The 12,459-nt window shown below is 62.9% G+C and carries 14 protein-coding genes; 6 read left to right on the top strand and 8 right to left on the bottom strand.

What is annotated here, in order from left to right; all coding sequences use genetic code 11:
* Positions 1-237: 237 nt before the first annotated feature.
* Genes BLS08_RS08570 through BLS08_RS08560 form a run of 3 tightly spaced genes read right to left on the bottom strand, consistent with a single transcriptional unit; the run spans position 238 to position 2,532 of the window.
* Positions 238-792 (bottom strand): peptidylprolyl isomerase A, encoded by a 555-nt coding sequence (locus BLS08_RS08570; protein ID WP_017677937.1) that lies wholly within the window; start codon positions 790-792, stop codon positions 238-240.
* A gap of 5 nt (positions 793-797) precedes the next feature.
* The gene (locus BLS08_RS08565; protein ID WP_017677936.1) at positions 798-1,595 is read right to left on the bottom strand and encodes an alpha/beta fold hydrolase; all 798 of its coding nucleotides are present in this window, start codon (positions 1,593-1,595) and stop codon (positions 798-800) included.
* A gap of 10 nt (positions 1,596-1,605) precedes the next feature.
* On the bottom strand, positions 1,606-2,532 hold the full coding sequence (locus BLS08_RS08560; RefSeq protein WP_017677935.1) for a LysR family transcriptional regulator: 927 nt from the start codon (positions 2,530-2,532) through the stop codon (positions 1,606-1,608).
* Positions 2,533-2,609: 77 nt separating this feature from the next.
* Here BLS08_RS08560 and BLS08_RS08555 point away from each other — a divergent pair, with 77 nt between their 5' ends.
* The 4 genes from BLS08_RS08555 to rarD all read left to right on the top strand — a co-directional run bounded on the left by BLS08_RS08555 (position 2,610) and on the right by rarD (position 5,638).
* Positions 2,610-2,924, top strand: coding sequence for a 3-phosphoglycerate kinase (locus tag BLS08_RS08555; RefSeq protein WP_090336375.1), 315 nt, complete (start codon positions 2,610-2,612; stop codon positions 2,922-2,924).
* 135 nt (positions 2,925-3,059) lie between these two features.
* Positions 3,060-3,659 carry an FMN-dependent NADH-azoreductase gene (locus BLS08_RS08550; protein ID WP_017677933.1) on the top strand — a complete coding sequence of 200 codons (600 nt, stop codon included), beginning with the start codon at positions 3,060-3,062 and terminating at the stop codon, positions 3,657-3,659.
* Positions 3,660-3,860: 201 nt separating this feature from the next.
* Positions 3,861-4,733: a carboxylate/amino acid/amine transporter gene (locus BLS08_RS08545; RefSeq protein ID WP_075746037.1), complete on the top strand. Its 873-nt coding sequence runs from the start codon at positions 3,861-3,863 to the stop codon at positions 4,731-4,733.
* Positions 4,733-5,638, top strand: coding sequence for an EamA family transporter RarD (gene rarD / locus BLS08_RS08540; RefSeq protein WP_090336373.1), 906 nt, complete (start codon positions 4,733-4,735; stop codon positions 5,636-5,638). The genes BLS08_RS08545 and rarD overlap by 1 nt, the downstream gene beginning before the upstream one ends.
* On the opposite strand, the gene BLS08_RS08535 is transcribed toward rarD, so the two are convergent.
* Positions 5,625-6,203, bottom strand: a complete 579-nt coding sequence (locus tag BLS08_RS08535; protein WP_090336445.1) for a dihydrofolate reductase family protein — start codon at positions 6,201-6,203, stop codon at positions 5,625-5,627. The genes rarD and BLS08_RS08535 overlap by 14 nt on opposite strands.
* A gap of 126 nt (positions 6,204-6,329) precedes the next feature.
* Positions 6,330-6,707 (bottom strand): anti-virulence regulator CigR family protein, encoded by a 378-nt coding sequence (locus BLS08_RS08530; RefSeq protein WP_090336371.1) that lies wholly within the window; start codon positions 6,705-6,707, stop codon positions 6,330-6,332.
* Between the two features lie 198 nt (positions 6,708-6,905).
* Here BLS08_RS08530 and BLS08_RS08525 point away from each other — a divergent pair, with 198 nt between their 5' ends.
* Positions 6,906-8,231 carry a DEAD/DEAH box helicase gene (locus tag BLS08_RS08525; RefSeq protein ID WP_004423534.1) on the top strand — a complete coding sequence of 442 codons (1,326 nt, stop codon included), beginning with the start codon at positions 6,906-6,908 and terminating at the stop codon, positions 8,229-8,231.
* 91 nt (positions 8,232-8,322) lie between these two features.
* Here the strand turns inward: BLS08_RS08525 and BLS08_RS08520 are convergent, their stop codons facing one another.
* Positions 8,323-10,158, bottom strand: a complete 1,836-nt coding sequence (locus BLS08_RS08520; RefSeq protein ID WP_090336369.1) for an ABC transporter ATP-binding protein — start codon at positions 10,156-10,158, stop codon at positions 8,323-8,325.
* A 46-nt stretch (positions 10,159-10,204) separates the two neighbouring features.
* Positions 10,205-11,269 carry a metal-dependent hydrolase gene (locus BLS08_RS08515; protein ID WP_017677926.1) on the bottom strand — a complete coding sequence of 355 codons (1,065 nt, stop codon included), beginning with the start codon at positions 11,267-11,269 and terminating at the stop codon, positions 10,205-10,207.
* Positions 11,270-11,400: 131 nt separating this feature from the next.
* Between BLS08_RS08515 and arfB the strand changes: the two genes are divergently transcribed.
* Entirely contained in the window at positions 11,401-11,814 is a 414-nt protein-coding gene (arfB, locus tag BLS08_RS08510) for an alternative ribosome rescue aminoacyl-tRNA hydrolase ArfB (RefSeq protein ID WP_017677925.1), read from the top strand.
* A gap of 170 nt (positions 11,815-11,984) precedes the next feature.
* Here the strand turns inward: arfB and BLS08_RS08505 are convergent, their stop codons facing one another.
* Positions 11,985-12,449: a methylglyoxal synthase gene (locus tag BLS08_RS08505; protein ID WP_017677924.1), complete on the bottom strand. Its 465-nt coding sequence runs from the start codon at positions 12,447-12,449 to the stop codon at positions 11,985-11,987.
* Between the last annotated feature and the right edge of the window lie 10 nt (positions 12,450-12,459).

Genomic DNA, 12,459 nt, shown 5'->3' with positions numbered 1-12,459 from the left:
CGGCCCCGTAGGGGCGAGCGAAGCGAGTCATGCTCATGTGCTACAGCACACTCCGCTTTCTCGCCTGTTTTTGTGGGGCCGCCATCGGTATTGCATGACTCTAGCTCGCGAGATCGAATGAAAAGCCGCCCAATTGGGCGGCTTTGTCGTTCGTGGGGCTCGTAGCCCGGATGCAATCCGGGGAGGGCGTATAGCAATCTCCCTGATTGCATCCGGGCTACGGGTTACATCGGTGTCTTAAAGACGCTTGGCGTCGATGATCAGCACTGGCTCGCGCGGTACGTTCTGGTGCATGCCGCGGTTGCCGGTGGGGACCTGGGCGATCTTGTCCACCACGTCCATGCCACGGGTCACCTTGCCGAACACTGCGTAACCGAAGTCGCGCGAGCCGTGGTCGAGGAAGGCGTTGTCCTTGTGGTTGATGAAGAACTGGCTGGTGGCCGAATCGCGTACCTGCGTGCGAGCCATGGCCAGGGTGCCACGGACGTTGTGCAGGCCATTGTCGGCCTCGTTCTTGATCGGTGCGTCGGTGTCCTTCTGGCGCATGTCGGCATCGAAACCGCCGCCCTGGACCATGAAACCTGGAATTACCCGATGGAACTGGGTACCGGCATAGAAGCCACTGTCGACGTACTTGAGGAAGTTCTGCGTGCTGATCGGCGCCTTGTCGGCGGCCAGTTCGATTTCCACTTCGCCGAGGCTGGTGGTCAGCAACACCTTGGGGTTTTCCGCGGCGAGCAGACTGGTCGACAGCAGCAGGGCGCCGGTGGCGAGAACGAGTTGCTTGAGCATGATGGTCAGTTTTCCTTGTTGGCAGTCTCGCCGAGAAAGGCGAGCAGGGCGTTATTAAAGCGTTCCGGTTGATCCAGTGGTGTGGCATGGCGCGAATTTTCGATCACCAGCAGGCGCGCGTTGGGCATTTCTGCCACGTACTCGCGCTTGCGTTCAACAGGCGTGTAGTCGTGGTCGGCGCTGATCACCAGGGTAGGACAGGTGATGCGATCGAGGCGTTCCCGCACGCCCCAGCCGATGATCGCGTCGAGGCTGGCGAGGTAGGCACGCTTGTCGTTCTGCGGCCAGCGTTCTTCGATCTTGCGCCGCAATTCGGCCTGCTCGGGCTTGGGGAACAGCAACTTGCCCAGCGCCTTGGCGATGGTATCCAGGCTGAGCAGGCGCGACAGCGTCCAGCGCTTGCCAATTTCCAGCCAGTCCCGCGCACTCTTGGCCTTCACCTCCGGGCCGCTGTTGACGATGGTCAGGCTGCGCAACAGCTCGGGGCGGTCGACGCCAAGCTGGAAGCCGATCATGCCGCCCATGGAGATGCCCACCAGATGCACCGGGGGCAGTTGCAGGTGTTCGATCAGGGCGGCGACATCCTCGGCGAAGTCGGCGATGCGATAAGCCTCGCGTGGTTTGTCCGAGCGGCCATGGCCGCGCACGTCCAGTGCCAGAACCCGGTAATGCTGGGCGAGCACGGGAATCTGGTATTCCCAGTCGCGCGTGCTCGAACCCAGGCCATGCACCAGCAGCAGCGGCGCGCCGTGGCCATAGTCCTCGTAATGCAGCTGGCAGCCGTCGTTGTCGAAGTAGGGCATGGCGGGGCTCTCAGTTGGTCGACTGTGGTGCGGCGAAGGGCGCGTCCAGAGGGGCGGCATCGAAGTTCTTGATCAGCTCAATGAGAATCTGCGTGGCCGGGCCGAGCACGCGTTCCTTGTTGCTGTAGAGAAAGAAGCGCGGTTTGCGGATAGCACCCTGAGTCAGGGGCAGAGGTTTCAGCAGACCATCCTGCAGTTCACGGACGATCAGATGGCGCGGCAGCCAGGCGAAGCCCAGGCCGCTGCTGACGAAGGTGCGTGCGGTCGGCAGGCTACCTACCGTCCAGCGCTGCTCCGCGCCGAGCCAGCCGGCGTCGCGCGGCTGCAGTCGGCCACTGTCGCGGGTGACCACCTGCATCTGGCCTTCCAGATCCTGGAAGCTCAGCTCACGTTGCAGGCGGTGCAGTGGGTGTTCCGGGTTGGCGACGGCGACGAATTCCACTTCACCCAGTTCGATGCCGAGGTGGCCAGTGATGTTCAGCGCGCTGATGGCCAAGTCGGCGGTGCCTTCGAGCAGCACTTCCTCGACCCCGGACAGCACCTCCTCACGCAGGCGCACACGGCAGCCGCGGCTCTGCGGCATGAAGGCGGTCAGGGCGCGGACGAGGTTGGCGGTGGGGTAGGCGGCATCCACCACCAGGCGCACCTCGGCTTCCCAGCCCTGTTCCATGTGGTGAGCCAGATCTTCCAGCTGGCTGGCCTGCTTGACCAGTTGCCGCGAGCGGCGCAGCAGCACGTCGCCGGCCTCGGTGAGCACGGCCTTGCGGCCATCGATGCGCAGCAGCGGTACGCCGAGCTGTTCCTGCATGCGCGCCACGGTATAGCTGACCGAGGATTGCGAGCGGTGCAGTACGTCGGCAGCCTGGGCGAAACCGCCCTGATCCACCACGGCCTGCAGCGTGCGCCATTGATCCAGGGTTACACGAGGAGCTTTCATCACATCATCCTGCTTGAGTCGGCTGTTATCGCCGACGATCTCCACCTACACTGGCGATCCCATGTTGGAGAGCACCGATGAAAAAAATAATCTGCTTGCTGTTCGCCTTTCTACCGTTGGCTGCCCATGCCTATCCCATCGAGGTGGAAAAACAGTTCAACGGTGCCGAGGTCTCCGCGACCACTCAGGAAATCGACCACAACATGGCGGCGCTGATGCTCTACAACTATGGCCAGAGCGAGGCCGAGTGCAGCGCGGTGTTCCGCAATGGCCCCGAAGCGCCACGTACCCGGCGTACCGTGTTGGCGCCTGGCGCCAGCAGCAACATGACGGTCAAGTTCACCCGTAGCGTGATTCGCCTGCGGATCAACCTGACCTGCAACCTGAAGTGATGAAAGCCTAGATGCGATGGCTCGATAAATCAATTTAGTCGATATATTTAAGCGGATATTTGCGCTTTTTAATCGAAAGTCGTATCTCTACTCTGTGTTCCATCGACTCGTAACCACCTCGATGGAGCCTCTGACATGTCCCGTATTCTCGTAATCGAAAGCAGCGCCCGCCAGCAAGGTTCGGTCTCCCGCGAACTGACCCAGCAATTCATCGCCAACTGGCAGGCTGCGCACCCGGCTGATCAGGTCCAGGTGCGTGATCTGGCGGCCGAGCCGGTACCGCATCTCGACGCCACGCTGCTGGGTGGCTGGATGACTCCGAGCGAGCAGCAGAACGATGCCGAGAAGGCTGCCCTGGCCCGCTCCAATCAACTCACCGATGAGTTGCTGGCTGCCGATGTGCTGGTGCTGGCTGCGCCGATGTACAACTTCGCCATCCCCAGTACCCTCAAGGCCTGGCTGGATCACGTGCTGCGCGCCGGCGTCACCTTCAAGTACACCGAAACCGGCCCCCAGGGCCTGCTGACCGGCAAGCGTGCCTTCGTGCTCACCGCCCGTGGTGGTATCTACGCCGGGAGCGCGCTGGATCATCAGGAGCCCTACTTGCGCCAGGCACTGGCCTTCATCGGTATCCATGACGTGCAGTTCATCCATGCCGAAGGCCTGAACCTGGGCGCCGAGTTCAGCGAAAAAGGCCTGGCCCAGGCCAAAGCCAAGCTGGCTGAAGTGGCCTGATCCGAGACTCTCCTGGCGCCTGGGCTCCTGGGCGCTTCTGCCGGGCATTGCGCAAGCAATGACCGGCTTTTTTACGTGGGCCTGGCGACACGCTCTTGCCCGGTGGCGACGGCTTGCACGTGAGGCCGGTGGGGTTCGCCTGCTGTCGATTGTACGTCCGCGATGAACGCGCTAAGGTCGCCGCCTGTTCCTGAGGTGACCATGCGCTATCTGTTGATCGTGACCCTGCTGTGGGCGTTTTCCTTCAGCCTGATCGGTGAGTACCTGGCCGGTCGGGTCGACAGCTATTTTGCGGTGCTGACGCGCATCGTCATTGCCGGCTTGCTGTTCGTGCCGCTGACCCGTTGGCGCGGTCATGCTCCGGCGTTCGTGCGCGGCATGCTGCTGATCGGCGCCCTGCAGTTCGGCATCACCTACGTCTGCCTGTATCTGAGCTTCTCGGTGCTCACGGTGCCGGAGGTGCTGCTATTCACCATCCTCACGCCGCTGCATGTGACGCTGATCGAGGATGCGCTGAACCGCAGATTCAACCCCTGGGCGCTGGTCGCCGCTCTGGTCGCGGTGCTGGGCGCCGGGATCATCCGCTATGACGGTATCAGCAGCGGCTTTTTGCTCGGTTTCCTGTTGCTGCAGGTGGCCAACTTCACCTTCGCCGCCGGGCAGGTGCTGTACAAGCATCTGCTGCTCAAACACCCCTCCACCGAGCCGCAATACAAGCGCTTTGGTTTCTTCTACCTGGGCGCGCTGTTGATCGCGCTGCCGGCCTTCCTGCTGCTGGGCAACGGCGAGCGACTGCCGAGCACCGCACTGCAGTGGAGCGTGCTGGTCTGGCTTGGTGTGGCGGCGTCCGGATTGGGACTGTACTGGTGGAACAAAGGCGCCAGCCTGGTCGATGGCGGCACCCTGGCAGTGATGAACAATGCACTGGTGCCTGCCGGCTTGCTGGTCAATCTGCTGATCTGGAATCACGACGCTGACCTGCTGCGCCTGGCCCTGGGCGGTGTGGTGATCGCCGCTTCGCTACCGCTGGTCAATCTGGGGCGCACGCGTCGTACGCCTGCCGAGGTGCACTGATGCAACTGTCCGGGCGGGGTGTGGCGCTATCGGTTGGCGCGTCGATGCTGTTTGCCGTGTTGCCTGGCTACGTGCAGTGGCTGACGCCGCTCGATGGCGTGCAGATATTCGCTCAGCGCGTGCTCTGGTCGATTCCCCTGGTCTTGCTGTTGGTACTGCTGGCGCGGCAGACCAGCTTGCTGCGCGAGAGCTTCGTGCGTCTGCGTCGCGAGCCGCTGTTGTTGGCCGCCTGCCCGCTGGCAGTGGCGCTGATCGGCGTGCAGTGGGGGCTGTTTCTCTGCGCGCCATTGGCCGGGCACATGCTGGAAGTGTCCATGGGCTACTTCCTGCTGCCGTTGGCGATGGTGCTGACCGGCCGACTGTTCTACGGCGAGCGCCTGCGCCCGCTGCAGCAGTTGGCGGTGACCTGCGCCATGCTCGGCGTGCTGCACGAGTTGTGGCGTACCCAGGCGTTTTCCTGGCTGACGCTGATCACCGCGCTGGGTTACCCGCCTTATTTCATGCTGCGCCGCTGGATGCGTCTGGATGCGTTGTCCGGTTTCGTGCTGGAGATGCTGGTGCTGGCACCGTTGGCGATCTGGCTGATCATCGCTTACGGGCCGGTGGGGGCGTTCAGCGATCGTCCCTTGCTGTGGCTGCTGGTACCGGTGATGGCGTTGATCGGCACCCTGGCGTTCGCCGCCTACATGGCATCGAGCCGGTTGTTGCCCTTGGGGTTGTTCGGCATTCTCAGTTACGTCGAGCCGGTGCTGTTGTTCGCCGTGGCGCTGCTGGTGCTGGGCGAGCGCTTCGATAGCGGGCAATGGCTGACCTATCTGCCGATCTGGGGAGCTGTGCTGCTGGTTGGCTGGGACAGCGCTCGGCTGCTGCGCAAGCAGCAGCGCGAGAGCATCAGGCCACGTTGATACGCGGCGCGGGGATCTGCGTGCGCATATTGGCCTGCTTCTGCACCCGATAATGCACCTGCAGGGTGCCACTGTTGAAGCGGCGTTGGTCGCTCAGGGTCAGGCTGCGTTCCATGCCCGTGGCCAGCAGCGGGATGCCGGCGCCGAGCAGGTGCGGCACCAGGTTGATCACCACCTCGTCGATCAGCCCGGCGGTGTAGCAGTTACCCGCCAGCAGGCTGCCGCCGACCAGCCAGATACGCTGGAAGCCGGCTTCGTTCAATGCCGCCACGGCTTGAGCAGGCGTGCAGTGGATCAGCTGGATTTCGTCAGCCGCGCACGGCAGGGCGAGGCGAGTCAGCACCACGCAGGGTTTGCCGGGGTAGGGCCATGGGCCGCCGCGCTTGAGGAGGGCCTCGTAAGTGCCTCGGCCCATCAGCAGTGCGTTGATGCCGGAGTAGAAGTACTGAAAGGCATATTCTTCATCGGCCTGGCGTAGTGAGTCGAACCAGTCGATGCGCCCATCGGGGCGAGCGATGTAGCCATCGAGGCTCGAAGTGACGTGATAGATCAGTGACGGGTTCATCATTGCACCTCGGGCGGGCCATCTGAACATTGGAGTGGCGCCGCCGAGACAAGTTCGTCGTGCGCCGTACCGCTTGTCGGATGGCTGCGCGATAGTCTCTCATTCGAGAACGTTGCGCAGAATTTCCTAGACGATCCCCGTCGCGATGGCGAGCAGCACCACGTCACGGCCGATCTGCTTCCATTCGTAGCCCTCGTAATAGGGCAGGCGCGAGATCAGGCGGCTGTCGAAGTTCTTGTCGATACCCGGTGGCAGCGGCTTGCCGCGAGCCAGGTTCTTGGCGATGCCCGGTGGCAGGGAGGAGGTTGGGCCGATCAATTGGCGATTGTCGCCGAGGATGATGCGCACCCTTTCAACATCCACGGTCGGGCCGCGCAGATCGATCTGGACGCCATCATGCTGGCCCGGTTTGCCTTTGCCGGGAGGCGGGTTGGCAAGCACTGGCGATGCGGCCAACAGGACGCACAGGCCGATACTGAGAGTGGTCTGGGGTTTGATGGGCATGGGCAGCGCTCTCGGGTAGTGATGCGAATTGGATATCCGGCGCGCGCTCCCGATTCCGGCCCGCTCCTGCCGGATAGCGACTCCAGACAGCCGTCCGTCGTCGCCTGAATGCGAGTTTCATGCAAAGAAATTCGGCCCCGACGGCGGAAACCGTTAGGCTATGCATCGTTTTGTCGATTTCTTTGAGGTAGTGCCCCCGTGTTTGCCCAATTCGCCCTGCATGAACGCCTGCTCAAAGCCGTGGCCGAGCTTAATTTCGTCGAGCCGACTCCGGTGCAGGCGGCAGCGATTCCGCCTGCGCTGGAGGGCAAGGACTTGCGGGTGATCGCCCAGACCGGCAGTGGCAAGACCGCCGCTTTCGTCCTGCCGCTGCTCAATCGGCTGCTCGGCGATGGCAACTCCAAGCAGCGCCTCAGCATTCGTGCGCTGATTCTGCTGCCGACCCGTGAGCTGGCGCAGCAGACGCTCAAGGAAGTCGAGCGCTTCGCCCAGTTCACCTTCCTCAAGGCCGGTCTGGTTACCGGTGGTGAGGACTTCAAGGTGCAGGCCGCGATGATGCGCAAGATCGACATTCTGATCGGTACGCCGGGCCGGCTGATCGAGCATGCCAACGCCGGTAATCTGCCGCTGGATGAGGTCGAGGTGCTGGTGTTCGATGAAGCCGACCGCATGCTCGACATGGGCTTTGCCGAGGACGCCCAGCGCCTGGCTGAGGCCTGCGGCCCGCACCAGACCCTGCTGTTCTCCGCTACCACTGGCGGCAATGGCCTGCGCGAGATGGTCGCCAAGGTGCTCAAGGACCCGCAGCACCTGATGCTCAACAGCGTCAGCCAGCTCAATGAGGGTACTCGCCAGCAAATCATCACGGCCGACCACAACTATCACAAGGAACAGCTTGTGGACTGGTTGTTGGCCAACGAGACCTACGACAAGGCTATCGTCTTCACCAACACCCGCGTCCAGGCTGATCGTCTCTACGGCAAGCTGGTGGCGGCCGGGGTCAAGGCGTTCGTGTTGCACGGTGAGAAGGATCAGAAGGACCGCAAGCTGGCCATCGACCGCCTACGCCAGGGAGCAGTCAAGGTCCTGGTGGCCACCGACGTGGCTGCGCGCGGTCTGGACGTCGAAGGCCTGGATCTGGTGATCAACTTCGACATGCCGCGTTCCGGCGACGAGTACGTGCACCGCATCGGTCGTACCGGCCGTGCCGGCGGCGAAGGCCTGGCGGTATCGCTGATCTGCCACACCGATTGGAACCTGATGTCGAGCATCGAGCGCTACCTCAAGCAGCGTTTCGAGCGTCGTACCATCAAGGAGCTGAAAGGCATCTACCAGGGGCCGAAGAACCTCAAGGCCTCGGGCAAGGCCGCCGGCAGCAAGAAGAAAAAGACCGACAAGAAAGATCCGAAGAAAGCCACCGCCTCCAAGCGCAAGACCGGTCCGCGTCCTGCTGGCAAGCCTTCTGTGCTGGTCAGTGCCGATGGCAGCGCGCCGCTCAAGCGCAAGAAGCCGGCTGCGGAGTAAGGCTGCGACCTTGATTCTGTAGGAGCCGGCTTGCCGGCGATGGGCGTATCAATCGCATCGCCGGCAAGCCGGCTCCTACACAAGCCTCACTCTACTCCACCCCGACGAAACCACCGGTCTGGTGCTGCCACAGGCGTGCATACAGACCGCCGTGGGCAATCAGCTCGGCGTGGGTGCCGGTTTCGATGACCTGCCCCCGGTCGATCACCACCAGGCGATCCATCCGTGCGATGGTCGACAGGCGGTGGGCGATGGCGATCACCGTCTTGCCTTCCATCAGGCTATCCAGGCTTTCCTGAATGGCCGCCTCCACTTCCGAGTCCAGTGCCGAGGTGGCTTCGTCCAGTACCAGAATCGGCGCGTCCTTGAGCAGCACGCGGGCGATGGCAATGCGCTGACGCTGACCACCGGACAGCTTCACGCCGCGTTCACCGACCTGAGCATCCATGCCGCGTCCGCCCTGGCTGTCATCGAGGGTGGGGATGAAGGCATCGGCGCGGGCCTTGCGTACTGCTTGCCAGAGCTCGTCGTCGCTGGCATCGGGTTTGCCGTAGCGCAGGTTTTCACGGATCGAACGGTGCAGCAGGGCGGTGTCCTGGGTCACCACGCCGATGTTGGCGCGCAGGCTTTCCTGAGTCACCGTGGCGATGTCCTGATCGTCGATCAGGATGCGTCCGCTTTCCAGGTCGTACAGGCGCAGCAGCAGGTTGACCAGGGTCGACTTGCCGGCGCCGGAGGGGCCGACCAGGCCGATTTTCTCGCCGGGTGCAATGGCGATGTCCAGGCCGCTGATCACGCCGCCCTTCTTGCCGTAGTGGAAGTGGATGTCCTCGAAACGCACGCCGCCCTGCGTCACCTGCAGCGGTTTGGCATCTGCGTGGTCGAGCACCAGGCGTGGTTGAACGATGCTCTGCATACCGTCCTGCACGGTGCCGACGTTCTCGAAGATGCCGTTGACCACCCACATGATCCATTCGGCCATGTTGTTGATGCGGATCACCAAGCCCAGCGCCAGGGCGATGGCGCCGGTAGTGATCAGCGACTGGCTCCACAGCCACAGGGCCAGGGCACCGGTGCCGACGATCAGTACGCCGTTGAGGCAGGTGATGAGAAAATCCAGCGCAGTGATGGTGCGTGACTGCAGGCGGAACTTGTCGAGCAGATCCTGCATGGCTTCGCGGGCGTAGCTTTCCTCTTCCTGCGAGTGGGCGAACAGCTTGAGCGTGGCGATGTTGCTGTAACCATCGACCACGCGCCCCATGACCTTCGAGCGCGCCGAGGACGCGGCGGCCGAGCGCGCCTTGATGCGCGGCACGAAGTACCAGAGCGCCGCGCTGTAGCCGACTATCCACAACGACAGCGGTACCACCAGGCGCAGATCGGCGGCGGCGAACAGGTACAGCGCGCTGCCGGCATAGACCACCACATGCCACAGCGCGTCGATCACCTGCATAGCCGAGTCACGCAGCGAGGGGCCGGTCTGCATCACGCGCTGGGCGATGCGCCCGGCGAAGTCGTTCTGGAAGAAGCTCAGGCTTTGCTTGAGTACGTAGCGGTGGTTCTGCCAGCGAATCAGGTTGGTCAGGCCCGGATTGACTGCCTGGTGCGTGAGCAGGTTGTGCAGGCCGAACACCACGGGGCGGATGATCAGCGCCACCAGCAGCATCCACAGCAGCTCGTTCTGGTGCTCGCTGAAGAAACTGCTGGCATCCGTGCTGGCCTGGGCCATGTCGATCAACTGGCCGAGGAAGCTGAACAGCGCGACCTCGATCAGGGCGGCGAAGAAGCCGATGATCAGCACCGCCAGCATCAGCGGCCACACCTGTTTCAGGTAGTGGCCGTAGAAGCACAGCATACCGGTTGGCGGGGCGACGTCGGGGCTTGGTTTGAAGACGTCGATCAGGGATTCGAAGCGGCGAAACAGCATTGCAGGCGTCCTGCCTCAATAGGAGTGGACGCCGATAGTAACGCTGTCAGTGCGAGCGAGTCTCAGTTAAAAGCGGTTTCTGCAACTCGCCGGCCCAGGCCAGCAGTGGAATCTCCAGCTGCGGTTGCCAGATGCGCTTGAACAGCAGGGCCAGATGTTCGGCTTCGCCGCGGTCGAAGGGCAGGCGGTCGATGCGCTCGTGCACCTGCCATTGGCCGTCCTGCAGGTGGGCGAAGTCGAAGCGGAAGGGATGAAAACCGGTCATGCCCAGACGCAGATCGGTGACGATCAAACGCTCACCCACCTGGTCGTAGCGCAGCACGCCGCCGGTGAACCACTCCAGCCGCTGGTGCATGGGCGAGTCCGTCAGTTGCTCGCGCAGGTGCGTGCCGCGCGGCAGGCGTTGCAGTTGCGGCGGCTTATCATCGAACCAGCCGACCAGGGCTTCGTGGTAGTCCTCGCCATCGAGCACGATGACGCGCCACAGCAGGGTGTTGAGTGGCGTCGGCGTAGTGAACAGCTGTTCGGCCTGGATGCCCTGGCGCGCCAGCTCGCGTTCCACGCGCTGCTCGGCCATGAATTTGCCGGCCAGGCTGAAACCGATGTACAGCGTCGATACGGCCAGCGCCACGGCCGGTACGCGCCAACTCTGCTCGCGCAGGCCGGTGAACAGGCTGATCACCACCGCTGCGATCAGCGGCACGGTATACATCGGGTCGATGATGAACAGGCTGGACCAGGCCGTGGGTGTCGGCATCAGCGGCCAGAACAGCTGGGTACCGTAGCTGGTGAAGGCATCCAGCAAGGGATGGGTGATCAGCACCAGCCACAGCGTCAGCAGCAGGCGATTGGCCGAGTAACCGGGGTGAGGGCGAAAGCGCCTGGCCAGCCAGGTCAGCAGCAGGGCAAAGCCGCTGAGGACGAACAGCGAGTGGCTGAAACCGCGATGGTAGGTCATGTTGGCCACGGCATCGCCGTATTCCATGACCACGTCCAGATCGGGAACGGTGGCGAGCATCGCGCCGTAGAGCAGCGCCTTGCGCCCTTGCCAGCGACCGAGCAATGCGCCCTGGATGCTGGCGCCGAGTACCGCCTGGGTTATGGAGTCCATCGAGTGCTTCCGAAAAAAGACAGGCCGCTACGTTAGCCGAGGTGCTGAGCGAATGCCGTGGGGAAATTTCAAGCAAAGATTACAGCTGCGGCGGGTATTCTGATGCCCATGCCTTTCAAGAAATCATGGCCATGCTGATCGTCTCCAACAGTGTTCACCTTCCCGATGATGAAATCGAACTGACCGCCATCCGCGCCCAGGGCGCCGGTGGGCAGAACGTCAACAAGGTGTCCAGCGCCGTGCACCTGCGTTTCGACAGCCAGGCTTCGTCGTTGCCGCCCTTTTACAAGGAGCGCCTGCTGACGCTTGCCGACAGCCGTATCACCGCCGACGGGGTGGTGATCATCAAGGCGCAGCAGTACCGCACTCAGGAGCAGAATCGCGCCGACGCCCTCGAGCGTCTTGCCGAGTTGATCCGCAGCGCCGGCAAGGTGGAAAAGAAACGCCGTCCGACCAAACCGACCCTCGGCTCGAAAAAGCGCCGTCTGGACGGCAAGAACAAGCGAGGGGTGATCAAGGCGGGGCGGGGCAAGGTGGATTTCTAGCAGGCCGTTGAAAAACGTCGGCGAGGCAGGCAAGACAATACCGATGGCGGCCCCGCAAAAACGGCCGAAAAAGGCACTGGGCCCGCACTCGGGTTTACGAGTTGTAAATGAGCATTTTGAGGCCGTTTTTAACGCAGTATTGCCAACGCAGGTAGTTTTTCAATGGCCTGCTAGCCGCGTGCCGCCAGGTACGCCTGATAGTCAGGAATACGGTATTCGTGCTGCTGCTCCAGCAGGCTGCTGCTGAGCATGTAGTCGGCGCTGCTCTCGTTACAGGCTACCGGGATGTTCCACACCGCCGCCACACGCAGCAGGGCCTTGATGTCCGGGTCGTGTGGCTGTGGCTCGAAGGGGTCCCAGAAGAACACCAGCATGTCCACGCGCTGTTCGGCGATGCGCGCGCCGATCTGCTGGTCGCCGCCCAGCGGGCCGCTGATCATGCTTTCCACCGGCAAATCCAGACGCTTGCTCAGAAGCAGGCCGGTGGTGCCAGTGGCCACCAGTTCATGGCGAGCCAGCTTGTCGCGCTGACGCTCGCACCAGTCCAGCAGGAAGCCTTTGCAGTGGTCGTGCGCCACCAGGGCGATGCGCTTGCGCGCCGGCAATTGGGCATGGGTGAAGCTGATACGGCTCATCAAGCCTCCT

This window comes from Ectopseudomonas chengduensis (assembly GCF_900102635.1).
Taxonomy (GTDB): Bacteria; Pseudomonadota; Gammaproteobacteria; order Pseudomonadales; family Pseudomonadaceae; genus Aquipseudomonas; species Aquipseudomonas chengduensis.
Note: the sequence above shows the minus strand (reverse complement) of the source record. Positions and strands in the feature narration are given on the sequence as shown.